The 24,284-nt window shown below is 46.6% G+C and carries 21 protein-coding genes and 5 tRNA genes; 18 read left to right on the top strand and 8 right to left on the bottom strand.

Going from position 1 to position 24,284, the window contains the following annotated elements; genetic code table 11:
- The first annotated feature begins 86 nt into the window (after positions 1 to 86).
- Positions 87 to 878, top strand: coding sequence for a hypothetical protein (locus tag H7R39_RS05105; RefSeq protein ID WP_185898234.1), 792 nt, complete (start codon positions 87 to 89; stop codon positions 876 to 878).
- Between the two features lie 886 nt (positions 879 to 1,764).
- Here H7R39_RS05105 and H7R39_RS05100 read toward each other — a convergent pair.
- From H7R39_RS05100 to H7R39_RS05080, 5 genes are all read right to left on the bottom strand, one after another.
- A tRNA-Ser gene (locus H7R39_RS05100) sits at positions 1,765 to 1,854 on the bottom strand.
- Positions 1,855 to 1,883: 29 nt separating this feature from the next.
- Positions 1,884 to 2,039 (bottom strand): hypothetical protein, encoded by a 156-nt coding sequence (locus tag H7R39_RS05095; protein WP_163028011.1) that lies wholly within the window; start codon positions 2,037 to 2,039, stop codon positions 1,884 to 1,886.
- Positions 2,040 to 2,058: 19 nt separating this feature from the next.
- Positions 2,059 to 2,132, bottom strand: a tRNA-Cys gene (locus H7R39_RS05090).
- A gap of 10 nt (positions 2,133 to 2,142) precedes the next feature.
- A tRNA-Leu gene (locus H7R39_RS05085) sits at positions 2,143 to 2,229 on the bottom strand.
- Between the two features lie 25 nt (positions 2,230 to 2,254).
- Positions 2,255 to 2,329, bottom strand: a tRNA-Gly gene (locus H7R39_RS05080).
- Positions 2,330 to 2,446: 117 nt separating this feature from the next.
- On the opposite strand from H7R39_RS05080, the gene H7R39_RS05075 reads away from it, so the two are divergent.
- The 15 genes from H7R39_RS05075 (at position 2,447) to H7R39_RS05005 (ending at position 17,638) form a co-directional block, all read left to right on the top strand.
- Positions 2,447 to 2,522: transfer RNA gene (locus H7R39_RS05075), tRNA-Ala, on the top strand.
- Positions 2,523 to 2,660: 138 nt separating this feature from the next.
- Positions 2,661 to 3,356 (top strand): response regulator transcription factor, encoded by a 696-nt coding sequence (locus H7R39_RS05070; RefSeq protein WP_185898233.1) that lies wholly within the window; start codon positions 2,661 to 2,663, stop codon positions 3,354 to 3,356.
- Positions 3,340 to 4,779 (top strand): c-type heme family protein, encoded by a 1,440-nt coding sequence (locus tag H7R39_RS05065; protein ID WP_185898232.1) that lies wholly within the window; start codon positions 3,340 to 3,342, stop codon positions 4,777 to 4,779. The genes H7R39_RS05070 and H7R39_RS05065 overlap by 17 nt, the downstream gene beginning before the upstream one ends.
- A gap of 97 nt (positions 4,780 to 4,876) precedes the next feature.
- Positions 4,877 to 6,943 carry a cytochrome c3 family protein gene (locus H7R39_RS05060; protein WP_185898231.1) on the top strand — a complete coding sequence of 689 codons (2,067 nt, stop codon included), beginning with the start codon at positions 4,877 to 4,879 and terminating at the stop codon, positions 6,941 to 6,943.
- A 53-nt stretch (positions 6,944 to 6,996) separates the two neighbouring features.
- Positions 6,997 to 7,809 (top strand): FKBP-type peptidyl-prolyl cis-trans isomerase N-terminal domain-containing protein, encoded by an 813-nt coding sequence (locus H7R39_RS05055; protein ID WP_185898230.1) that lies wholly within the window; start codon positions 6,997 to 6,999, stop codon positions 7,807 to 7,809.
- A 36-nt stretch (positions 7,810 to 7,845) separates the two neighbouring features.
- Positions 7,846 to 8,529 (top strand): 4Fe-4S dicluster domain-containing protein, encoded by a 684-nt coding sequence (locus H7R39_RS05050; RefSeq protein WP_185898229.1) that lies wholly within the window; start codon positions 7,846 to 7,848, stop codon positions 8,527 to 8,529.
- 1 nt (position 8,530) lies between these two features.
- Positions 8,531 to 9,502, top strand: coding sequence for an NrfD/PsrC family molybdoenzyme membrane anchor subunit (gene nrfD, locus H7R39_RS05045; RefSeq protein WP_185898228.1), 972 nt, complete (start codon positions 8,531 to 8,533; stop codon positions 9,500 to 9,502).
- Positions 9,503 to 9,522: 20 nt separating this feature from the next.
- On the top strand, positions 9,523 to 12,219 hold the full coding sequence (ccsA, locus tag H7R39_RS05040; protein ID WP_185898227.1) for a cytochrome c biogenesis protein CcsA: 2,697 nt from the start codon (positions 9,523 to 9,525) through the stop codon (positions 12,217 to 12,219).
- 11 nt (positions 12,220 to 12,230) lie between these two features.
- The gene (locus H7R39_RS05035) at positions 12,231 to 13,076 is read left to right on the top strand and encodes a tetratricopeptide repeat protein (RefSeq protein ID WP_185898226.1); all 846 of its coding nucleotides are present in this window, start codon (positions 12,231 to 12,233) and stop codon (positions 13,074 to 13,076) included.
- Between the two features lie 14 nt (positions 13,077 to 13,090).
- Positions 13,091 to 14,227, top strand: a complete 1,137-nt coding sequence (locus H7R39_RS05030) for a nitrous oxide reductase accessory protein NosL (RefSeq protein WP_185898225.1) — start codon at positions 13,091 to 13,093, stop codon at positions 14,225 to 14,227.
- Entirely contained in the window at positions 14,224 to 14,412 is a 189-nt protein-coding gene (locus tag H7R39_RS05025; RefSeq protein WP_185898224.1) for a hypothetical protein, read from the top strand. Before H7R39_RS05030 ends, H7R39_RS05025 begins: the two co-directional genes overlap by 4 nt.
- Positions 14,402 to 15,511, top strand: coding sequence for an ABC transporter permease (locus H7R39_RS05020; RefSeq protein ID WP_185898223.1), 1,110 nt, complete (start codon positions 14,402 to 14,404; stop codon positions 15,509 to 15,511). The genes H7R39_RS05025 and H7R39_RS05020 overlap by 11 nt, the downstream gene beginning before the upstream one ends.
- A complete protein-coding gene (locus H7R39_RS05015) occupies positions 15,508 to 16,182 on the top strand; it encodes an ABC transporter ATP-binding protein (RefSeq protein ID WP_185898222.1) in 675 nt (224 codons plus the stop codon). Before H7R39_RS05020 ends, H7R39_RS05015 begins: the two co-directional genes overlap by 4 nt.
- A complete protein-coding gene (locus H7R39_RS05010; protein WP_185898221.1) occupies positions 16,179 to 17,132 on the top strand; it encodes a hypothetical protein in 954 nt (317 codons plus the stop codon). The genes H7R39_RS05015 and H7R39_RS05010 overlap by 4 nt, the downstream gene beginning before the upstream one ends.
- Positions 17,129 to 17,638 carry a hypothetical protein gene (locus H7R39_RS05005; RefSeq protein WP_185898220.1) on the top strand — a complete coding sequence of 170 codons (510 nt, stop codon included), beginning with the start codon at positions 17,129 to 17,131 and terminating at the stop codon, positions 17,636 to 17,638. The genes H7R39_RS05010 and H7R39_RS05005 overlap by 4 nt, the downstream gene beginning before the upstream one ends.
- A gap of 100 nt (positions 17,639 to 17,738) precedes the next feature.
- On the opposite strand, the gene H7R39_RS05000 is transcribed toward H7R39_RS05005, so the two are convergent.
- Complete coding sequence (locus tag H7R39_RS05000; RefSeq protein WP_185898219.1) at positions 17,739 to 18,983, bottom strand: Zn-dependent hydrolase; 1,245 nt, start codon at positions 18,981 to 18,983, stop codon at positions 17,739 to 17,741.
- Between the two features lie 411 nt (positions 18,984 to 19,394).
- Positions 19,395 to 20,378: a phosphoribosylformylglycinamidine cyclo-ligase gene (gene purM, locus H7R39_RS04995; RefSeq protein WP_185898218.1), complete on the bottom strand. Its 984-nt coding sequence runs from the start codon at positions 20,376 to 20,378 to the stop codon at positions 19,395 to 19,397.
- 73 nt (positions 20,379 to 20,451) lie between these two features.
- On the opposite strand from purM, the gene coaE reads away from it, so the two are divergent.
- Positions 20,452 to 21,123: a dephospho-CoA kinase gene (gene coaE / locus H7R39_RS04990; RefSeq protein WP_185898217.1), complete on the top strand. Its 672-nt coding sequence runs from the start codon at positions 20,452 to 20,454 to the stop codon at positions 21,121 to 21,123.
- A 195-nt stretch (positions 21,124 to 21,318) separates the two neighbouring features.
- On the opposite strand, the gene H7R39_RS04985 is transcribed toward coaE, so the two are convergent.
- The gene (locus H7R39_RS04985) at positions 21,319 to 21,849 is read right to left on the bottom strand and encodes a chemotaxis protein (RefSeq protein ID WP_185898216.1); all 531 of its coding nucleotides are present in this window, start codon (positions 21,847 to 21,849) and stop codon (positions 21,319 to 21,321) included.
- Between the two features lie 151 nt (positions 21,850 to 22,000).
- Between H7R39_RS04985 and H7R39_RS04980 the strand changes: the two genes are divergently transcribed.
- A complete protein-coding gene (locus tag H7R39_RS04980; RefSeq protein WP_185898215.1) occupies positions 22,001 to 24,247 on the top strand; it encodes a nitric-oxide reductase large subunit in 2,247 nt (748 codons plus the stop codon).
- Positions 24,248 to 24,284: the final 37 nt, after the last annotated feature.

Genomic DNA, 24,284 nt, shown 5'->3' with positions numbered 1-24,284 from the left:
TTGACGGGCGGCATAACCCGTACCCTAAAAATGCAAACGAGCGGGTTAATCTAAAACAGGGTGGAAAAACGCAAAAAGGAGAGTTGGTGAAGGGCGTAGCGATAAACGAAACGACGATAGTCGGCGACGACGGGAAATACTATAAATTTAGCTTTGAGGACGTGCGCTCGGGGCGACCTAGCGGCGGCGAGCGAGTGGCGTTTCGGCCTGACGGGGCGTTTGCGCGGGACGTTTTTGTAGTCGTCGACGAGGGCGAAAAGCGCGCGGTAAAGGATACCAGAAGCGAGGAGACGAAGGCTGCGCTAAAAGAGAGTGCGGCGTTTGACCGAGCTAGGATGCTAGGTATCGCATCCGGTATCGTGCCGGCCGTTATCAAGATCTACGCGTACTTTATCGCTAGCTACGGGGGGCTAGCGCTACAGATCGCGGACAATCTCGCCGTCATATCAGCCGCACTGCTAACCTACGCGGCGCTAGGCGGAGTCGCCCGGCTCGCTCATAGCCAGGATCTGCACGTAAACTACGGCAAGGCGATGATCGTGATGTTCGTCGCTCACGTCACGGCGACGCTGGCATCGTATATGGCGGACGCGGCTCATCCGCTAGCTAAGCTAGTGGCTATCATAGCGCTACTGCTGCTGGGCTACGTCGCGTTCGTGTGGGGAAAGGTCTTTTTCGAGCTTGCTAGGCTAACTAGAAACGGACTTTTTCGCGTCTACGTTTGCACATTTTTTGCGGGCGAACTGCTGTGGGCGAGTGGCGTTTTGGCGGTATTTGGTTTCTTTTTGCTCGTGGCTTCGTTTTTCATCTATATCGCGGCTTGGGTGAAAACGGACAAGGTCGGAGAGGCAAAGGACGCGGGGCTTTTTATGTATTAAATTTAAGCGCACTACGATATTTTTAGCTGCTTTATAAAATTTGAGAGTTTTTGACTTTCGGCTTATATGGAGCCATTCTAGCTATATCTACAGTGGTTATGGCAATAATTTAATGCACCAAATGATCTTTTTTATGGTATGACTTTATCGCCACTTATGATACGGATTCGTTTTAATGGGTAATATCTAACTTTGTTTTGTTCGCTGCTACTTAAATACTGCAATTTTAGATGTAGTTAAAAATTCTTGCAGGCTTGATTAGTAATTTTAAGTAAACATTAGGCTCTTTGGCGCCCATTGATAATATTTCATGTGAGATTGATTGGGGTTTTAAAGCTGCTAATTTCCAGATATTATGGTCACCTGATTTGCTGGGCTGCACACAAATTTGCTTGCTGCCTAAAAAGTTGATACAATAAAATTTTCTCATAATAGCTTGAATAAGGCGTGTATATTCAGGGGTATTTAGATATTTAGCGCCATTTCCTTTTTTATAATTTGGCTTCTTAATGAAGAATCAATTATAGATTATTACTTTATTTTTATTTACGTAGTCCTAAGCTATTAAATTTACCGCATTTTTAATCTTCAAAGCAAGCGTCTGGCTTCGTATAAATCCTCTGCAAACAAACAATATTTAACGGTAGTTTTCTTGCTATCGTTTATAGCTGTATCAAAGTAGTAATAGTTTGGTCTATTTTTGATTTTTGTTATTGGCTTGGAAGTCATAAGGAGGCTCGTAGGATAAATCTGGTTTCTATAACAAAACGGCAAATTTTTGCAACAAAGTGACTTTGTCTAAATTTTGAGACGAGCTTTTAAACTTTTTGAGTGTTTTAGAATACTGATAAAATAGGGATTTAAATATTAATTTATAGCATAGTAATGGCCGGGAGATAGGGATTCGAACCCCAGGAGGCTTTCACACCTCAACGGTTTTCAAGACCGCCGCTTTCGACCGCTCAGCCATCTCCCGTAAAATATTTTGGCTAATTATAGCCAAATTTATTCGGTTTTTTCCTTAACGTAGGAAGCGCCTTTGTTGACTTTTTCCTTTGACCATTCAACGGCGTTATTTGTGTCCTCCTTGGCTCCACGCCAAGTATTTGAACAGCCAACCATAAACAAAGTAGCAGATAATAGCACTAGTAAATAACGCATTTTCTCTCCTTATAATTTTTGGAGGCGACACCCGGATTCGAACCGGGGATCAAAGCTTTGCAGGCTCATGCCTTACCACTTGGCTATGTCGCCTAAAAGTCAATGGTGCCCGAAACCGGACTTGAACCGGTACGGTAAAAAATACCGAGGGATTTTAAGTCCCTTGCGTCTACCATTCCGCCACCCGGGCAAAAATTCCCTAAATTTAAAACCGATGGAGCGGGAAACGAGATTCGAACTCGCGACCCCAACCTTGGCAAGGTTGTGCTCTACCCCTGAGCTATTCCCGCATTTTGTTTGAAAAATAAGATTTTAGCTGATTTTTGCTTAAAATTTTATTTTATTTCGTCAAATTTCAAAATTTCGTAAGATAAAAATGATATAATTCCAAAATCTTTTCGACGATTGGGGTTATAGCTCAGCTGGGAGAGCGCTTGAATGGCATTCAAGAGGTCGGCGGTTCGATCCCGCTTAACTCCACCATCTTTGAATTTCTTCCCTAAATTTTACATCATCAAAAACTTTGATTAATTTATGTTTTATAGTTAATATCGCAACCTCTGAAAATAGTATTTTAAGCTTGCTTGTGTTAGTATCGGCAAAATTTAGCACGGGAAAAAGATGCAAGATTACTCTATTTTAGATGTTTTATCCAATAAAAAAGTCCTTTGTTTAGAGGATGAACCTTATATATTAAAAAATATGATCGACTCCCTCGAGCTGTTTTTTGCCGAAGTAAAAGGCGTAAGCGACGGCATCGAGGCGCTAGACGAGGCTATGAGCGGCTCATACGACGCACTCGTCCTAGATGTCAGCGTCCCGCACATGGACGGTCTAGAGGTAGCTAAAAAGATCCGCTCCGCAAACCGCAAAATCCCTATAGTCATCATTTCAAGCCATACCGAGCAGGAGTATTTGTGGCGTGCGGTTGAGCTAAAGATCACGAGATATCTATCAAAGCCTTACGACAAAGATACGTTTATAAAAGCGCTAGAAGACGTCGCGATGGAGCTCATCGACCATACGCCGATGTTTAGTATCAACGACGAGCTCAAATACGACTTTAGTAAAAAAATCATATATATAAAGGAAGAGGCCTGTCGCCTCTCCAAAAGCGAGAGCAAGCTTTTGGAGTATTTTTTAAACAACAAAAACCAAACCATCACTTACGAACAGCTATTTGACTACATGTGGGAATTTGAACAACCGACCAAAGAGGCCATCAAAACCATCGTAAAAGAGCTGCGCCGCAAGATCGGCAAAGACACAATCAAAAATTTATACGGCGTAGGATATCTATGTGAAGTCCAAATTTAAATTTATCGTCCTGCTACTCGTCGTTTTATATGGCGCCATTACCGTTTTGGTTTTTAACTTTTACCGCGATCTTGCGCTAAAGGACGCCAGACAGGAGGCATTTTACGTACTTGACGCGATGAACGGCATACGCGACTATATCTCTACCGTCCAGCGCCCGCTGATAGAAGAGCTAAAAGACGGCGGCGTCATAGACAAAGACCTTTTTGATCCAAGGCTCATGTCCTCATCCTATATAACTCGTCAAATTTACAAAATACAGCTCGCCAAAAAAAACATAAACTACGACTACAGGCTAACGGCGACGAACCCGCTAAATCCCGAACACGAAGGCACGGAATTTGAAAACGAAATTTTAGAAGGCTTTAAAGAGGGCAAATACGAGGTCTACTCAGACATCATCAAAGACCAAAACGCCTCGTACTTTTTCGTCGGACTTCCGGTCAAAAACTCCCACCCCTCCTGCGTCGAGTGCCACAACATAAACAGCGCGCCTAAAAAAATGCTCGAACAATACGGAAATTTGAACAATTTCGAGGGTAAAGTCGGCGACACGATAGCGATGGTGAGCTTTAAAATCCCGGTAAAAAGCATTTTGCTCTATCATAAACAGGAATTTATCGTTAGCGGCGTGGCAATAACGGCGATCTTTGCGGCGTTTTTATTTTTCGTTTATAAAATCCACAAAGGCAACGAAAAAACCAAGTTGCAAAACGAGCTTTTGATGATAAATCAAAGCCGTTTAGCCTCGATGGGCGAGATGATCGGCAATATCTCGCATCAGTGGCGCCAGCCTCTAGCCCAGATCAGCTCGACTCTGGTAAATTTGGAGCTTTACTCCGAGCGAGGAAAGCTAAGCCAGCAGAGGCTAAAAGAGGCTATCGAAGAGGCGAACGAGCAGGTCAAATTTATGTCCGGCACTATCGAGGATTTTAAAAATTTCTTTAATCCAAATATGCCAAAGAGCGAATTTGAGGTAAAACAGGCCATAGAACAGGCTTGTAAAATTTTAAACGCGACGCTCAAAAGGCACGTCATCGACGTAAAAGTCGAGATAAAAGAAAATTTTACGCTTTACGGAAATATAAACGAGCTCATTCAAATTTTAATCAACGTCATAAATAACGCCAAAGAAGCATTTTTAAACGCGCCGCAAGATCGAGCACAAGCAAACCGAATGCAAATTTTAATAACGGCCTTTTTGCAAAACGGCGAGCGAGCGATCACGCTTGAAAATAATGCCGGCAATATAAACAAAGCGGTGATAAATAAAATTTTCAAGCCGCATTTTACTACGAAAAAGTCGGGCAGTGGGCTTGGGCTATATATGAGTAAGGTGATAGCCGAAAAAAATAACGCCCGAATTTACGCGCAAAATATAAATAATGGCGTAGTATTTACTATTAAATTTAAAAATTCATAATTTATTAATATTCCCCTTTTTTCGCCCCCTTTTTACGATAATATTATCAGTATGAAATCTTTTTGATTTTAGATCCAAAATTTATAAGGAGGGCGCAATGAGGAATTTAAGTAAAACCTTATTAGGTTTGCTTATGGGCGTTAGCGTCTTCGCATCGCAAGCCTGTTGCGAAGAACACAACATGCAGATGTCTCAACAAGCGCGAGACGTCATAGCAAACCCAAAAGGCACGCTTCAAAGTAGAGGCGTAATATCCTTGCAAGACTACATCGTAGAAGAGCAAGAGATGTATGAGTGGCTGTTTAAAAACCACCCGATTTTCACAAAATACGGCGGTAAAACAGTCGGTAAACTAGACGTTCACGACCGTGGACTTGAGTGGCTTGCCGAAGGTCACGGCTTTGACATGTCAAAAGCTAGTAAAAGAGACGGCGGTAAAGGCTACAGCTCTATGATGTATAGGATACCTGCGGGTTCGTCTTTGCAGTTTCCTAACAAATTCGTAGGATCAGAAAAGTGCGGCGAGTGCCACCCTGCGCAGTACGAAGTATGGAGCAGATCGCGCCATGCCACTACTATCCGCTTCCCTGGCGAGCACCCGGAGGTTAACAACAACCTAACCGATCCGGTATTTAGTCCGGACACCGCGTCTATCTTGCCTCAAGGCATTACTCCGGACGTTATTTACGCCACCGTCGGACACCTAAGAACCAAATTCGGCTACGTAGACGCGTGGCTTTTGCGCGGAACTTACCACGTAGAGGGCGGTTTGCTACGAGACGGCACGGGTCAGATCGTAGCGGGCGGTAACCAATTCCAAAGAACTTGGGCGTTAAATTTAACTCCCGAAACAGTTAAGAAAATCAAAGATTTCGTTCCCGATTTTCCGGAAACTCTAGCTGATTACGGCGACAACGGCGGATACGTCAGAGGTCTAGCCTCATACGCGGCTAAATACAAAAAGTCGATGTTCTTCCAAGCAAACGGTTCTTACTGCGAGGTTTGCCACCCGTTCAAATTTGACTTTAAAACCAAGAAAGATTTCTATGCCGCTCTAGGTAATGCCAAAGAGCTTCAAAAACACACTATATCTAAAGGCGTAAGCTGTGAGGAGTGTCACGGAGCCGGCGGTCACCTTGACGGAGCTACAAACTTTAGAACTTCAAACTGCGAACGCTGTCACCAAAGATTTAACTACAGCCCAGACCTAGCTAGAGCCAATCCTCTAAACCAAGGCAAGCTTGACCTATCTCTAAGCTCTAAATTTAAATCAATGGGACCAGGATGCGGATCTGAGGGTTCACAATCATACTTTACCGCTCACTACGATAAAGGTATGCGCTGCACCACTTGCCACGATCCTCACGATAACACAGGTCCGGTCGTAGGCGATAAGACTATCAAAGGCGTAAACTATAACTCAGAGCAAGGCTACCTAAGTGCGCTTTACACTAAACCAAAAATCAGAAAAGATTGTCAAGATTGCCACAAAGAGCAAGCATATATCGCTTCTAGAGCCGATACTCACAAAGATAACACTTGCGCATCTTGCCACATGCCGTTCATGATGAGCTGCGAGAACTTCTACGCTATCCAATTCCAAGACAATGCTGGATTTGATACACAAAGAAGATCTCACATCTGGAAGATCGACGTAGATCCTGCTAGAAAATCTCTAGTTGCGGGCGATGCTGCTAAAGGACCAAGAGACACTAAAGATTGGCACTTCCAAAGAGATAAAAACGGACATAACTTCGTTGACCTAATGTGGGCGTGCGCTAGAACGTCTTGGGCCGATAAAGATATGCAAGATACTAAAGGCTGCCACAGCCCTGTTTTATCTGAGCTAAAACCTACCCTACACTTCAAGAACCAAAAACAGGTTTACGACGAAGTAATGGGATGGCAAACTCCTGTTAAAAACGACTTCTCTCAAGTCAAAATCGGTATCGAGGGACTTTATGCTATCTTAGAAACTAAGAAACTAAGCCCTAGCGATAAGACGAGAGTTTATGAGCTAATCGAAAAAGCGCAAGACACAGTTGACTTGCTACAAAAAGACGGCTCATGGGGTATGCACGGCTTTAAATATACAAAACAAAGACTTGATGCTTCTAAAGAGTACATCAAAGAAGCCCAAAGAATCATAAACAACAATTTATGATGCGATTACGGACGCCGCGATTTTGCGGCGTCCAAATTTAATAAGGTAAATTTATGCGTTTTAAACTTAGCAAAAACTCACTTTTAGCTCTCTGCCTAACGGCCGGTTGCGTCTTGTGCGCTAGCGCGGCGGATAAAGAGGCGATGACGCAAGAGCAAAAAGAATCATACAGTATCGGAATTTCAACCGGAACATATATCTCCGCACAACTAAAAAAACAAGAAAGCTTAGGCGTTAAATTTGACAGCAAGTCCATTTTAGACGGTTTTGCAGACGCCTTTAAAAAAGAACAAAAACTAACAGACGAAGAAATAATCTCCCTGCTCAATCAAAGGGACGAAAAATTAAATAAGCTAACCCAAGACGCGCTAAAAAAAGCGCTTGAAAAAAATTTAAAAGAGGGCGAAGAATTTATGGCGAAAAACGCCAAAAACAAAAAGGTCAAAACGACTAAATCAGGGCTTCAGTACGAAGTCATGGCTGTCGGCGACGGCGATAAGCCAAGGCCTGAGAGCGTCGTAGCGCTAAACTACAAAGCCTACCTCATAAACGGCCAGGTTTTTGACGATACGTACTCTAGAAACGAGCCTGCGATCCTTTCTATGGTAAATTTAATAGACGGCCTACAAGAAGGTCTCATGATGATGAACGGTAACTCAAAATATAAATTCGTCATCCCGTCTCACCTAGCTTACGGAGACGAGGGCGCGGACGAGATACCGGGCGGCTCGACGTTGATTTTTGAAGTCGAGCTAGTAAAGGCGCTAAAACCTGGCGAACTAGCCGGTGCAGCCAAAAAACTAAGCGAAACTCAGCCGCGAAATTTCCATGGCGCGCATAGCCACGGAAGTAGCGTTGGTAGATAAATTTAGGATATTTAATCCATACGGATGGAGAAGAATATGAAAGAGCAAAATACAAGAAGGACGTTTTTTAAATTCCTTGCTTCGGGCGCGGCGGTTGCGGGAGCGACTAGCGTACTGGGCAAGAGTATAAATCTAGACGCCCAAACGGAAAACGGCAAAAAGCCGCACTACGGCATGATCTTTGATCAGAACAAATGCGTCGGCTGTACCGACTGCGAGGTCGCCTGCCAAAAGGTAAATTTGGTCCCAAAAGGCCAAATGAGGCTTTTTATCCAGGATAAAACCGATCCGCTAAATTTGAAAGAAAAGCGCTACGTCAGGGTTTCCTGCCAGCAGTGCGAGGACGCGCCGTGCGTGACCGTTTGCCCAACGAAAGCCTGTCACAAGGACGAAAAAACTGGCATCACGACGATGAATACTGATGACTGCATCGCCTGTAAATACTGCATCGTAGCCTGTCCTTACGACGTGCGATTCATAAACCACGAAACAAGAGCCGCAGAGAGCTGCAACTTCTGCTTGGATACGAATTTAAAAGACGGTCACGAGCCTGCCTGCATCGAGGCGTGCAGATACGAGGCGATCGTGTTCGGCGATCTAAACGACGAAGAGTCGCACATCAGCAAGCTACTTCGCGTAAAAGACAGCCTGCGTATGCATCCTGAGTGCGGCACGAAGCCGAGCCTGCGCTATATTCCTGCGGTTAAATTGGGGGTGTGATATGAATGGAGCTATAAATTTCACTGCGACCTTCTCTCACGGCGTTGAGTGGGGCTGGCCGATCGCGGTTTATCTTTTGCTAGCGGGTATGAGCGGCGGCGCTTTGATAGTCGCTATCCTCGTTAAGCTTTATAAAAAGCAAACCGAAAGCACGCCGCTGTTTAAGGCTGCGTCGTTGCTATCTTTCGTAACGATCCTTCTAGGTATGGTCTGCCTGGTAGCCGACCTTGAGAGGCCGCTACTTTTCTGGAAAATTTTGATTAATTATAACTTCACATCGGTTATGTCCGTGGGCGTGGCGGCGCTTTGCATATATATCCCGCTTACCTTCGTAGCCTGCCTTTACGCGTTTGAAGAGTGCCTTAGAGAGTTTTTGACGCACAATCTTAGCTTTTTAAAAGGGCTTTTCGAGCTTGCGATGAAAATTTTAAACGCGCTTCGCCCGCTGCTTCTTGCGCTTACGCTTGTTTTTGCGGTCGCGATCTGCGCTTATACGGGCTTTTTGATCTCGGTTTTAGTTAGATTTCCTATCCTTAATACCGCTGTTTTACCTGCGCTTTTCGTGGCGTCTGGCTTATCGGCTGGTATTGCAGGCTCAAGCCTCATAGCCGCGCTTTTCTTTAAAGCAGACCCGCACGGAGGCGATCTAAAAACCTTACACGCCGTCGAGTGGCCGGTTTTAGCGATGGAAATTTTACTAATCGGCATGATTTTTGTCTCGCTCATCACTGGTAGCGACGTGCAAAAAGCCGCGAGCGTCGCCTTTAGCGAAGGCGTTTACGCTCAGCTATTTTGGCTAGGCGTCGTGGGCGTAGGCTTTTGCGTACCGCTAGTTTTAAATTTCGCACTGGGCAAAAAGATCGCTCACACTGCGTTTGCGTTCTACGTTAGCGCGCTTGCTAGCGTGGTCGGAGTATTACTTCTTAGGATGTTTATACTATACGCAGGTCAAACTTACGATATAATAATGTAAAAAATTCGAAAGAGGCGATTTTGGGCGTAAATTTATTTAGATTTTTCACTTCTTACAAATTTGCGCTCTGCCTCCTTTTCATTCTAGCCGCAGGTGCCGGCGTCGCAACCTTCTTAGAGAGCATTTACGATACGCAAACGGCTAAAATTTTAGTCTATGAGGCGCGCTGGTATGAGTGCGTCATGAGCGTGCTCGCGCTTTGCCTGCTCGCTATCATAGTAAAAACCAAAATGTGGCGCCGCTTCGGTTCATTCGTACTTCACGCGGCATTTATCGTTATCTTTATCGGCGCGGCTTTGACGCGTTATCTGGGCGCCGAGGGCGTGCTGCACGTAAGAGCCGGCGAGAGCGGAAACGAGATGGTGAGCGTCAAGCCGTTTTTGCAAATACGCACAAAAGACGCATTTTTCGAGTATCCGCTAAATTTATCCCAAATCGGCGATAATAATTTTAGCTTCACGCAAAGTATAAATTCCAAAAATTTTACCGTCAAATTTGACTCGTATAAGCCTGCGCCAAAAGGCGAGCGAGGCACTCTCGTAGTAAAAGCCGGCTTTGAAGGGCAGCGCGAGCAAACGGTTAAAATCCACGGCGGCGTAGGCTGGCTAGGCGAGCCTAGTATGCTAAATTTTGACGGCGAGGAGATAATGCTAACTTGGGGCTCAAAGCTAGTTAGCCTGCCGTTTTCGATAAAGCTTATTAAATTTGAGCTTGAGCGCTACCCCGGCTCGCAAAGCCCGTCCTCATACTCTAGCGACGTAGAGGCGTTATCTGATTCGGGAGAAATTTTGGCAAAGTATAAAATTTACATGAATCATCCGCTAAATTTGCAAGGTTTTAAGCTATTTCAGTCCTCCTACGACGCGGACGAGCAAGGCACGGTACTAGAGGTCAACCGCGATCCGGGCAAAATCCCGACCTACATCGGATATTTCTTGCTTTGCGTCGGCGTCACCGGCAACTTTTTTACCAAAAACAGCCGCTTTTTAAAACTCATAAATTTCATCAAAAACAGCCGCTTTTCGCTTATCGCGGCCTTTATCGCGCTTGGTTTTTTAAATTTTAACGCAAACGCGGCCGAGCAAAACCAGAGCGAGATCTTAAAAACTTTCGCCGCAAACACCGCCGCTCACGCTAACGGCGAATTTGCAAAGCTGCTAGTGCAAGACTACGCGGGCAGGATAAAGCCGCTTAGCACCGAAGCGGGCGAAATCGTAAATAAAATCTCGGGCACGGACTCGCTTTACGGCCTAAGCGCCGAGCAGATCGTGCTTGGGATGAATCTAAATCCTGCGCTGTGGCAAGAGATCAAAATCGTAAAGATAAAAAACGGCGAAATCAAAAAAATGCTAAATTTGAGCGGAGATTACGCGAGCTTTAGGGATGCGTTCGACGCAAACGGCGAGTATAAATTAGCCGCGCAGGTCGAAGCCGCAAACGAAAAACCGCTTTCCAAACGAGGCACGCTCGATAACGACCTCATCAAATTTGACGAGCGGCTAAACATCGCCTATCTCACGTTTAAGGGCACGTTTTTTAAATTTATCCCGGCGGCGAACGACCCGCAACACGCGTGGCTCTCGCCAAACGACGCCTTTAACGACGAGCGAGTCGCTCTAGACGCAAAAAACATGCTAAACGACTATCTTGTCGGTCTGCAAGAGGGCATCGCGGATAATGACTGGAGCAAGGCCGACTCCGTGCTAGCCGCGCTAAGAAACTATCAGCGAACGGCCTCGGCGGAAATTTTACCTAGCGTTAGCAGGGTCGATGCCGAGGTCTTTTATAACCGCGCTTCGGTGTTTAAAAAGCTCGTTTATTTTTACTGGATTTTGGGCTTTGCCGCGCTTTTGCTAGGGCTTGCTTCGGTATTTTTATCTAGAAGAATTTTACCGCTTGAGCGAGCGATTTTAACGGCGTTCGTGCTAGGTTTTGCGGTGCATACGGCGGCCTTGGCGCTACGCTGGTACGTCTCGGGGCACGCGCCTTGGAGCGATAGTTACGAATCGATGATCTACATCGGCTGGTCGGGAGCGCTAGCGGGGATGATATTTTTTAGGCGTTCGCTGCTTGCGCTTGCGGCAGCTGCTCTACTAGCGGGTATCGTGATGCTGGTAGCTCACATGAGCTTCGTAAATCCGCAGATAACGAATTTAGTCCCGGTACTAAAGTCATACTGGCTCAGTATCCACGTCTCGGTCATCACAGCTAGCTACGGATTTTTGGGTCTTGGCTGCGTGCTTGGGCTGATCGCGCTAGGACTCATGGCGTTTAAAAACAAAGCCAACAAAACGCGCCTAAACGAGCAGATTAGATATATCGCGGCGATCGATGAAGCAAGCCTGATTATCGGCATTTGCCTACTGACGCTTGGAAATTTTTTCGGCGGGATTTGGGCGAACGAGAGCTGGGGGCGCTACTGGGGCTGGGATAGCAAGGAGACGTGGTCGTACGTATCGATCCTAGTTTACGCGATCGCGCTGCATCTGCGCTTTATCCCGAAGCTAAATTCGCTATACGTATTTTTGATCGCATCGGTGTTTTCTTACGCTTCGATCGCGATGACTTATTTTGGCGTAAATTTTTACCTAACGGGCATGCACTCTTATGCCAGCGGAGATTTGCCGCCTGTGCACATTAGCGTATATATCGCGCTTGGTTGCATGCTTTTGATAACCGCGCTAGCCTTTAGAGGGCGCGACGTAAAAACGATTTAAAAGGAGAAAAAATGTATAAAAAACTACTAACGGCGGCGGTTTTATGCGCTAGCGCAAACGCGGGCTTTATCCAAGAGGGCATGCAAGCCCAGCAAAGCGGCGACCATAAAAAGCTGATAGAAATCTACGAAAAAGCCTGCCACGAAGAGAACAAGGCTTCAGGCTGCTATAATCTTGCCGTGGTTTATTTTGAAGGCACGGGCGGCGTGGAGAAAAACTACGAAAAATCGATAAATTTATACCAAAAAGCTTGTAACGCCAAATTTGCGCTTGCTTGCAACAACCTAGGCTATATCTACGAAAGCGGTAACGGAGCGACACAAGACTTCGCCAAAGCCGCCGCATACTACGAAAAAGCCTGCGAAGATAACGAGGGCTGCACTTCGCTAGGGCTTCTTTACGCAAACGGAGCGGGCGTCAAAACCGATATCAAAAAGGCGATCTCGCTCTACACCAAAGCCTGCGACTACGGCGATATGATGGGCTGCAATAACCTAGGCTACCTACACCTTGAAGGCATGGGCGTAGAAAAAGACTACGTCAAAGCAAAAGCCTTTTACGAAAAGGCCTGCGCGGGCGGCGTTGGTATCGGCTGCGATAATCTTGGCTTTTTGTATGCATTCGGTCAAGGTACGGAGCAAGACTACGCCAAAGCTAAAGAATTTTACGAAAAATCCTGCGCTCTAAACTACGACAAAGGCTGCAACAACCTAGCCATAATGTACGCCGAGGGCAAAGGCGTCGCGGCCGACACTGCTAAAGCTAAAGAGCTCTTTGACAAAAGCTGCGCAAAAGGCCTAAAAGTCGCGTGCGAGAATGCGGAGTTTTTAAAACCGGAAACAAATAAAACTAAATAATTTAAGGAGATAATATGATTTTACGTTCTATTTTGGGTTCGGCGCTACTGGCGGCGCTACTTTTCGGTGCCGAAGCAAACGAGCAGGCCGGCAAGATGAAGCCGATGTTTCAAAGCGTAGATCCTAGCAAAGCTACGCTAGTAGGAAGCGGCGAGGATAAAGAGTACTGCGCCGTTTGCGGCATGAATTTGGTTAAATTTTACAAAACAAACCACGTTTATAACGGCAAGCAAGTAGCATCGCTGCACTGCTTATACGAGCTCACGGAGGGCAAGATCCCAAGCGACGCGCAGGTCGTCGATACGAAAAATCTAAATTTTATCGATGCAAATAAAGCCTTTTACGTCGTCGGTAGCAAAATCGGCGGCACGATGACTAGAAATAGCAAATACGCCTTCTCAACCGAGGCCGACGCAAAAGAGTTCCAAGCCGAAAACGGCGGCGAGATAATGGACTTTGCCAAAGCATACGAGATCGCTGGACAGGACTTTGATGGCGATAACAAGATGATCAAAGCTAAACGCGAGGGCGGCGTTTACGCGCACGGTAAGGAATTTTACGAAGCAAACTGCGAGAAAACGGATCCAAAAAGCTTTAAAGCCATCTCCGAGCTAAAAGCCCACCTTAAAAAAACATGCGACGCAAAGGGCGCTAGCAAAGCCCCTGAATACGACAAACACCTGCAAGCCGCCGCTTTGTATCTATGGGACGCACCGGCAAATTTAGGCACGAGCGATCAAGCCTCAAAATCTAAGCAAAAAACGCAAAAAGCCGAGAGGATCGTCGTGCCAAAAGGAGCACGCTGCCCCGTTTGCGGTATGCTAATCGGCAAAAACCCGCAGTGGGCGACGATGATGAAAACAAGCAAAGAGGAGCTTTACTTTGACGGCGTCAAGGATATGATGAAGTATTATTTTGAAAAAGGCAAAAAAGACGATCAAATTTACGTTAGCGACTACTACAAGCTAAACAAAATCGACGCCAGAACCGCCTACTACGTAACCGGCTCAAACGTACTCGGACCTATGGGCAACGAGCTCATACCGTTTGCCAGCGAAGAGGACGCTAAGACCTTCGCCAAGGATCACGGCGGCAAGCAGATAGTCAAATTTGACGAGATCACGACTCTTTTAGTAGAGAGGTTGATGTGAGACTCATCTGCGTTTTAGCGGGCTTTTTTGCGCTTCTTTACCTTTGTATCGGGGCGCATTATCTAGGTTATGATAGAGCGGGCAAGGAAGCTCAGCTAAATTTGATCCAAAAATCCGTCAAAGACGCGCAAATTTCGACGAATTTTATTTCAAAAGAGTACGGGAAGTTTGTCTATGCCGAGTAAAAATTTTATCGATTATGCAGTTACGCTGCTCTATAAAGACCGCGCCGATCACGCTTTTAGCTTTTTTATCTTCGCTTTTATCGTGTTTATCTTAAGCGCGGTTCTTTTCGTCTCAAGCTCCATCCAAAGCGACCTTACGAATTTGACCCGCTCAAAGCCCGAAGTCGTCGTCGATGCTCTGCGCGCGGGCAAACGCGACTTGATGCACGACGGCTACATCTACGACGTCTCAAAGATCGCGGGCGTAGCTAGCGTAGAGGGCGCGGTCGAGGGAGAGTATTATTTCGCGCAAAAAAGAGTCTGGTTTCACATCGTCGGCGACGAAAATTTAGACGAAAATGAGATGATCGTGGGCGAAGGCGTAAAAAAAGAGATGGCGGAGCTTTACTACGAGGACGTTTTTAACTTTTTAACCGAAGAAAAGATGATCCCGATAAAGATCAACAAAACCGCGCCGCATGAAACGGGCATCGTCTCAAACGACGTCATCTATATGAATCCCGCCACCGCGCGCGAGGTGCTAAGCCTTAAAGAGGGCGAATACACGAGACTCTACGTCGAGGTACCAAACGTAAACGAGATCAGCGAAGTGGCGCTAAAGATCCAAAACGTCTATCCAAACACAGAGGTTACGAGCATCGAGGACGGAGTAGCCAAAATAAGGCACCTTTACTACTACAAAGGCGGCATTTTTATGGTGCTTTACGTCGTGGCGATGGTTTCGTTTTTTATCCTGCTGAAAAATCAAATTTCGCTCGCTTACGGCGAGAAGAAAAAGGAGATCGCGATATTGCGCAGTATCGGCTTTAGCGTGAGAAATATCATCGCGCTTAAATTTATCCAAAACATCGTCGTTTCTTTTAGCGCCTATTTGCTAGGCGTTGCGGGAGCGTATCTCTACGTGTTTTTTTTCGGCGCGCCGTTTTTACGCGATATATTTTTGGGCAGCGAGGTGGCGAATTTTACCGATTTCACGCCGATCATCGACTTTAACATGCTGTTTTTGATCTTCGTTTTTAGCGTGATTCCGTTTTTGGCATTCGTCATCATCCCGTCGTGGCGCATAGCCGTTAGCGACATGAGCGAGGCGGTAAAATGAACGCAATAGAAGTAAAAAATCTCTGTAAAATTTACAATCAAAATAAACTCAACGAATTTCACGCGCTGAAAAATATAAATTTGACGGTAAAAAGCGGCGATCTAGTCATCCTAAAAGGCGTCAGCGGTAGCGGCAAAAGCACGCTACTAGGAATACTCGGCGCGCTTAGCAAACCAAGCAGCGGAGAAGCGCTGATCAACGGTCGCAACGTCTCAAAACTACCCGACATCATGAGCTCAAATTTTAGACATAGCGAGGTCGGGTTTATATTTCAGTCGTTTAACCTGATCGAGGGCCTTAGCGTCTATCAAAACGTACTAGCGCCGCTAAGCCTAACAAGCCTTAAAAAAGCCGAGCTAAATTCGCAAATCGATCGCGCGCTAAATCTCGCCAACATCGCGCACAAAAAAGATCAAATCATCTCAAAACTAAGCGGCGGCGAGAAGCAGCGATGCGCGATAGCAAGGGCTCTAGCGATGGATCCTAGCGTCATACTAGCCGACGAGCCGACGGCAAATTTGGACAAACAAAACTCGCTCATCTTCATCGAAATGCTGAAAAAATTTAAGGAGCTAAAAAAGACCGTCGTCGTCGCCACGCACGACATTTTGTTTGACGATCTGGACTTCGTGGACGGCTACGTAAGGATGCAAGACGGAGAGATGCTGTGAGCGTATTTTTATCGGACGAAGTCATAGCGTTTTTACTGATCGAGCTTATAATCATTGTTTTAATGGGTATTTCGCAGTATTTCGTCGTGCGCATTATGCGATTGTGGGACTTTAACTCGACGTCAAATTTACAATACGACCTCGAAAAACGCAACTACCTCGTAAATACGATTTTGTTTTTCGCCGTAGTTTGCAAGATAGTTTTGTTCGTATTTTTCGCGCTATCTCTAAACGAGCTAGCAGACGTAGTGCCGGGTGCCATGTGCTCGGCGGGCGTCATCGGATCAAACGAATTCGGCGGCATTTTGCTACTGTTAAAGCTACTACTCATCTTTGGCTTTGGACTGTGGCTAATCATAAATTCGCTTGATTTAAAGGCGACGAATTTTCCGTATTTAAAGCGAAAATACGTCATCTTTACCGCGCTTTTTATCGGCGTTTTGGTCGAATTTGCTACTGAGATTTTGTTTTTTAGCAACGTACCCTTAAAGGTGCCAGTCTTTTGCTGCTCGGTCGTATTTCAGGCGCCAAAGCTACCGTTTGGCTACACGAAGCTAAATTTGGTCATATTTTACTACGCCGTTTTTGCGGTTATTTTGACGCTAAATTTGCTCAAACAGACGATGGCGAGCTTTGTTTGCAACCTGCTGTTTTTATTTATCGCATACTACGCGATTACTTATTTTTTCGGGCTTTACGTCTACGAACAGCCAAATCACAAATGCCCGTACTGCATGCTAAAGGGCGAGTATTTTTACGTCGGCTACCTCATCTGGGGTTCGCTGTTTTTGGGTATTTTCTACGGCATATCGGCGTTTTTGGTCGAGCTAATCGTGAAAAAACCTTACGAGCATTTGCTCAAAATTTCCTCTTTTTGGCTGATCGTAAATGCTCTTGTTTGCAGCTTTTTCGTCGCTAAATACTACCTTTTGCGAGGAGTTTTACTATGATAAGGCAAATTTTCGCCGCCGTGCTACTCATCGGCGTGGTGGCGCTGCTCGCGTTTTCAGTGGATACTAGCGAGGGTAAAATCGTAGTTCGCCACGGCAACGTAGAAAAAAAGCCTCTAGAAATCGAGCTTGGCAAATATCTTTGCTTTGAGAGCAAGGTGCTGATCAGCGACCTAAACAACACGGCTCAGGCGGTGATGCCAAACGGCGATACGTACTTTTTCTACGACATCTCAAACTCGTTTACGTGGCTCATGCGGCAAAAGAACAAAGACGACGTCGTGCTGTGGGTCTATTCGCAAGATACAAGCCGCTATATCCTGGCTAAAAACGCCTGGTACTCGCGCGTGGACATCACTCCGATGGGATACGGTATCGGCGCGTACGAATACCACGTTTACGGCATTAACGATAACTATTTCGAAGACGTCATGCTCTATGCCGCCCGCGGCGAAACGCTGATAAATCCGCTCATTTTTATCTTACTTTCGGAGAATAAAATTTAGAATAGTAAAATCGAAATAAAATTTGCAGTACAAAGTCTGTAAAATTTTGATTTTACAGACTTTTTTGTATCGAAACTTTCAAATTTATTTATCTGTATATTTAAACCCTTTCCGCCGCTTCTAAAACCACGCTTTTTAGTAAATTTACGCCGTTAGCGATATCGCTCCAGCTAGAAAATTCCGCCGGATTGTGGCTGATGCCGTCTTTAGACGGGATGAAGATCATTGCCGTCGGACAGAGTGCGCTCATGTGCATAGCGTCGTGCCCCGCGCCGCTTGGCATGATTTCAAAGCTAAGCCCGAGCGCCGCGGCTTTTTTGGCGATGAGATCGACGAGTCGGCCGTCCAGCGCGCACGGCTCGTCGAATGCTAGCTGCTTGATCTCGCATTTGACGCCGCGCTGTGATTCGATGCGCGAGATTTCAGCCAGGATCTGCTCGTATGCCGCCTCGCGCGTGCGCAGGTCGATACCGCGCAGGTCGATTAGCAGCGTAGTTTCGCCAGGTACGACGTTCATAACGCCAGGTTTTACCGTGCAGTTGCCTGCAGTCGCCACCACGCCGTTTGCCGCGTTTTCGCGCGCGACGTTCTCGACGGCTAACACTATCTGCGCTGCTGCGCAAAGTGCATCATGACGATACTTCATCGCAGTCGTGCCGGAGTGCTGAGCCTGGCCCTGCACGCGCACGCTAAATCTGTGCGGCGCAGCGATGGCGCTCACGACGCTGATTTGGATATTTTCATTATATAGTAGCGGCCCCTGCTCGATGTGTAGCTCGAAAAAGCTCTCGTAGTCCGGCATTAAATTTTTAGCCTTTTCGATGCTTGCTAGATCGATGCCAAACTCTGCAAAGATCTCGCCGATAGCGCGCCCCTGAAAGTCGCGCACGTCTTTTAGTTTTTCATAACCCAGCTTGCCGCACATGACCTTGCTGCCAAGCGTCGCGATGTTAAATCGGCTCGACTCCTCGCACTCAAAGACGACTAGTTCGAGCGGTCTGCGCGTCTGCACGCCTTCGTCGTTTAGCGATCTGATGAGCTCTAGTCCGCCCAGGACGCCCAGAATCCCGTCAAATTCGCCGCCGTTTATCACGGTGTCTAGATGCGAGCCAAACGCTACCGCCGGCAGCTCGGGCTGGGTGCCTTCGCGCCTGGCGAAGATATTTCCGATCGCATCTATGCGTACTTTTAGCCCCGCTTCCTTACAGCGTGCGATAAATAGCTCTCTAGCGGCCTTATCCTCGCGCGTGTAGGCTAGGCGGCTCATCCCGGCGCCAAAGCTTGCGTCATTTATGGCGTTTGTCTCGCTAAAAAGCGCCTTAAGTCTATCTAAATTTATGCTCATTGCCCGTCCTTTGTATTTAAATTTGTCAAATTCTAGCCAAGAAGCATTAAATTTACACTTTAATATTTTTATTTAATATAACATTTAATTTTTAGGATTTGGTTTTTTGTTAAATTTGAATAATATAATTTCACGCCTGTTTGGTTTTGTGGACTAACTTTTGGCTTACGCGCACTAACAAACGCTAACGTTATTTTTGTCTAAATTTAGCGTTATATTCAGGGTTTAATAGATATTTTACAAACGAAGAGAAATAAAAATTTGACTAACAAATAGTCCAGTCGAATTTGATAGGTAGAGTAAATAAATTTAACGATATTTTTTTTAACCCGCATGGCAACAGAGCAAATTTAACGCCCAAAAATCTTTGGCTCGCAATGTATTTTACGAGCCAAAGTTAAATTTAACCGTTTAAACTAGCTGTGCGCCTTGCCCTTTTACGATCTCGCCGATGACGTAGCCGTCGGTGTTAGCTAGCACGAAGTTCGCGTTTTCTTTCGGAGCTGCAACGATCATGCCAACGCCCATATTAAACGTCCTCATCATCTCTGCCGGCTCCACTTTTTGCGCGATGATTTTAAAGATCTCAGGCGTGCGGATCGCGGTATGCTCGATCTTTGCGCCCAGCCCCTCCGGAAATACGCGCGGTAGATTTTCCACGATGCCGCCGCCCGTGATATGTGCGAGCGCGTGGATCTTGTCTTTTAAATTTAAAAAGTCGCCAACGTAAATCCTGGTCGGCTCCAAAAGCACGTCGATGAGCGCGCGACCGTCTACCTTGTCGTCAAATTTTAGCCCAAGCTCGGCAACTACTTTGCGCGCGAGCGAGAAGCCGTTTGAGTGCAGGCCGCTGCTTGGAAGCGCGATGAGCACGTCGCCCTCACGTACGAACTTGCTGCGGTCGATCTCGTCCTCTTCGGCGATACCTACGGCAAAGCCCGCAAGGTCGAAGTCGCCCTTTTCATACATCGAGGGCATCTCAGCCGTCTCGCCGCCGATTAGCGCGCAGCGCGCGAGTTTGCAGCCCTCGGCGATACTTTTTACTACCTCTCTGGCGTCCGCGATCTCGAGCTTCGCCGTCGCGTAGTAGTCAAGGAAAAATAGCGGCTCGGCGAAGTTACAGATGAGATCGTTCACACACATCGCGACGAGATCCTGGCCGACGCCGTCAAATTTGTGCGCGTCGATCGCGAGTCGCAGCTTTGTACCCACGCCGTCGGTAGCGCCTAGGATCGCGGGCTTTTTGTAGCCTGCAGGCAGCCTCACCGCGCCAGAAAACGAGCCGATACCGCCCAAAACGTGCGGAGTTTGCGTCGCTTTGACGAATGGTTTTATCGCGTTTACGAAGTCATTTCCCGCGTCTATATCGACGCCTGCGTCTTTGTAGCTTATCAAATTTTATCCTCCAAGATGGTATAATTTCGCAGATTTTAGCTAAAATCGAATAAAAACGCTATAAAGGCTCACCTTGAAATTTAAACACGCCGTCGTCATTACGGGCAGCATCGGTAGCGGTAAGAGCGCGGTTTGCGAGCTGCTTCGTGATCGCGGATTTGAGATCATCGATGCCGATCAAATTTCGCACTACGTCCTTGATCTCTGTGCCGCGCAGGTGGCTGAAATTTTCGGCTCGCAATACGTCGTGCAAAAAGACGTACAGGCTGAAAATTCTGGTTCACATGCGGAATTTGACGCCAATCCTGGTGAGGAAATTTTATCCGCCCCCTGTGCCTCGGTGGATCGCAAAAAGCTAGGCGAGCTGGTGTTTAAAGACCCTGCGGAGCTTGCAAAGCTAGAAGCGCTGCTGCATCCGAAGATAACGGCTGAAATTTTATCGCAGGCGCGGGCTTTAGAGGCGAAAGGAAGGCTTTATTTCGTCGATATTCCGCTGTTTTTCGAGGGCAAGAGGTATGAGTTTTTCGATAAAGTAGCGGTCGTTTATGCGCCTAAATATACGCTGATCGCGCGTGTGATGAAGCGAAACGGGCTGGATCGTGCCGCCGCAAAGCACCGTGTGGAGCTGCAAACGGACATAGAGCAAAAGCGCGCCATGGCGGACTTTGTGATAGACAATGGCGGAGATTTGGAAAATTTAAAAGAGCAAACTCAGGAGTTTTTGGAAAAAATTTCAGCGGAGTAGGGCGGTTTTTTTGGGGTGTTAAATTTTAGCGAGCTTTTGAAATTTAGATCAGTTAAATTTTGATAAATTTCTAAAACACAAATGCTTAAATTTTGGTCGCCGCAGTTAAATTTGTGAAATTAACTTTACGAGCATGGCGGCAAAATTAACTCAAATTTACCGCTTTCAGGCCGTATTAGCAGTTAAATTTAACCATCACGCCGCATTTTTGACGCCGTTAAATTTAGCGCCTTTAAATTTGAGTTCGCCGCAAAATCTCTTGCCGAATTTTGCCTCGACGATGAGAACTAGTACGAAAAATATCTTTTCGTCGTTTAAAAAAGCGATTTGGCGCAGGGTTTGGTCGGCGCTGCTAAATTTGACGCCGTTTTCGCGCAAAGTGCGGCAAAACTCGGCCTCGTCAAAGCCCAGTTTTTGCGAGATTTGGGCGATCGTGTAGGGCTCGAGCGAGGCGATGATGCGGTCCATGTTGCACATGCTCGGATTTTTGCGGCGAGTGACAACATCTATAAATTCGTTTGCGAGTTTAATGAGCTTTTTCTTGCGATTTATCACGTGCAAAACGGCTGCGAGCGCAACCAAAAAGCCCGCAAATTTATGCGCGCCCATCCAAAACTCGCCGTACTCTCCGAGCGCGAAATTTACTCCCGAAAACGCGAGCAGGCAAAGTCCCAAAATCAGCATGCAAATGAGGCAAAATTTATAAACGATCTCAAATTTAAACATAAAATCCCCTAAAATATATTTTTGAAATTATACATTTTTTAATATAAGGCGTATTTTAAGGACAAATTTAGTCCTTTTATTGATATATATCATTTTTGCGAAAATTTATTTTGGATAAACTTTATCCGAATTTTTCAAAAGGAGACAAAGTATGCGTGAATACAAGAAGTATTGGTGGGTGCTGGTAGCAGTCGTTACTATCGCCTTCGGGATACTCGGCTATTACGGCGTAGAGGTTTACCGCGAAGCGCCGCCGGTGGTGAGTTTTGCCGATAAAAACGGCAAGATCGTAGTCGAGCAAGAGCAAATTTACAAAGGCCAGGAAGCCTGGCAAAGCATCGGCGGTATGCAGGTGGGCTCGGTGTGGGGACACGGAGCGTATCAGGCGCCTGACTGGACGGCTGATTGGCTGCATAAAGAGCTAGTCGCATTTATGGATATCAAGGCGGCTCAGCTTTACGGAGCCAAATTTGACGCTCTAAGCGCCGAACAGCAAGCCAACATCAAGGCCATAACAAAAAGCGAATACCGCACGAATACGCTAAAAAACGGCGTTATCACGATCAGCGACGAGAGGATCGCCGCAGCAAAGGTAGTACGCGACGAGTATAACGGACTTTTCGGTAACGACCCGAAATACCAAAAACTACGCGAAAACTACGCGATGAAAAACAACACGCTGGCAAAAGAGGAAAACCGCGAGCAGCTAAATGATTTCTTCTTCTGGGCGACCTGGGCTACGGCGACGAATCGCCCAAATAGCGAGGCCACGTACACGAACAACTGGCCACACGAGCCGCTAATCGACAACGTACCGACGCAAGAAAACGTATTTTGGACGATTATTAGCGTTACGATTTTGGTTGCGGGCGTTGGCCTCTTAGTTTGGTTTTCAAATTTCTACGGAGAAAAAGACAGCGAGAAGCCTGCTCCTATCGATGCCGATCCGCTCTCAAGACTAAATTTGACTCCGTCTCAAAAGGCGCTTGGCAAATACCTTTTCGTAGCGCTCGCGCTATTTGTTTTCCAGATCATGATAGGCGGCTTTGTAGCGCACTACACGGTCGAGGGACAGGAGTTTTACGGTATAAATTTATCCGAGCACATCCCGTACTCTTTAGCGCGCACATGGCATATCCAGGCGAGCATTTTTTGGATCGCGACGGGCTTTTTGGCGGCCGGACTTTTCCTAGCGCCTATCATCAACGGCGGCAAGGATCCTAAATTTCAAAAACTAGGCGTGGATTTGCTTTTCTACGCGCTGCTTTTCCTAGTCGTGGGTAGCTTTATCGGCGAATACATGGCGATAGCGGGCAAGATGGAAACGTCTACTAGCTTTTGGCTCGGTCACCAAGGATACGAGTATATCGAGCTTGGCAGGGTTTGGCAGCTTATTTTGTTTGTCGGTCTTGTTATCTGGATGGCGCTCGTGCTTCGCGGATTTGTGGGCGGATTTAAGGCTGATGGCGATAAAAACCTGCTAGCTATCTTTACGGCTTCTGCTATCGCGGTGGGACTTTTCTACGGCGCGGGACTATTTTACGGTCAAAGAAGTCCGCTACCGGTGATGGAATACTGGCGCTGGTGGGTCGTTCACCTTTGGGTCGAGGGCTTTTTTGAGGTGTTTGCGACCGCGTCGCTTGCGTTCGTGTTCGCATCTTTAGGCTTAGTCGGCAAAAAATTTGCGACTTACTCAACCTTGGCAAGCGCTAGTTTATTCTTAATGGGCGGTATCCCTGGCACCTTCCATCACCTTTATTTTGCGGGAACAACCACTCCGATCATGGCGGTGGGCGCTAGCTTTTCTGCGCTTGAGGTCGTGCCTTTGGTGCTTCTTGGAGCAGAGGCCTTTCATCAGTATTCGCTTCAGTTTGCGCAAAGCTGGGCAAAAAATCTCAAATGGCCGCTTTACTGCTTTATCGCGGTGGCGTTTTGGAATATGCTGGGCGCGGGCGTATTTGGCTTCCTTATCAACCCGCCGCTATTTTTGTTCTACATCCAGGGTCTAAACACCACCTCGGTGCACGGACACGCAGCGCTGTTTGGCGTTTACGGATTTTTGGCGTTAGGTTTTGTTTGGCTCGTGGCGCTTTACCTTTTCAAAGGGCAAGAATTTAACGACAAGCTGATGAAAGTGGGCTTTTGGTCGCTAAATGCGGGACTAATGCTAATGATTTTAGCGTCGCTGCTTCCGATCGGTCTTTATCAAGCCGTCGCCGCGATAGACGTAGGCATGTGGTACGCTAGAAGCGCGGAGTTTTTGCAGATGGGTCACTTGCAAAATTTACGCTGGCTAAGGATGATCGGCGATACGATCTTCATCATCGGCGGCGTTTGCTTCTTTATCCAGATTCTTAAATTTATCGCGGGAAGCTGCAGCTGCAAGGCTAAAGCCTAACCCCTCTAAGCCCCTGCTTTAGGGGCTTAGCTTCTTC

It is taken from the genome of Campylobacter massiliensis (genome assembly GCF_014253065.1).
In the GTDB taxonomy this organism is placed as follows: Bacteria; Campylobacterota; Campylobacteria; order Campylobacterales; family Campylobacteraceae; genus Campylobacter_A; species Campylobacter_A massiliensis.
Note: the sequence above shows the minus strand (reverse complement) of the source record. Positions and strands in the feature narration are given on the sequence as shown.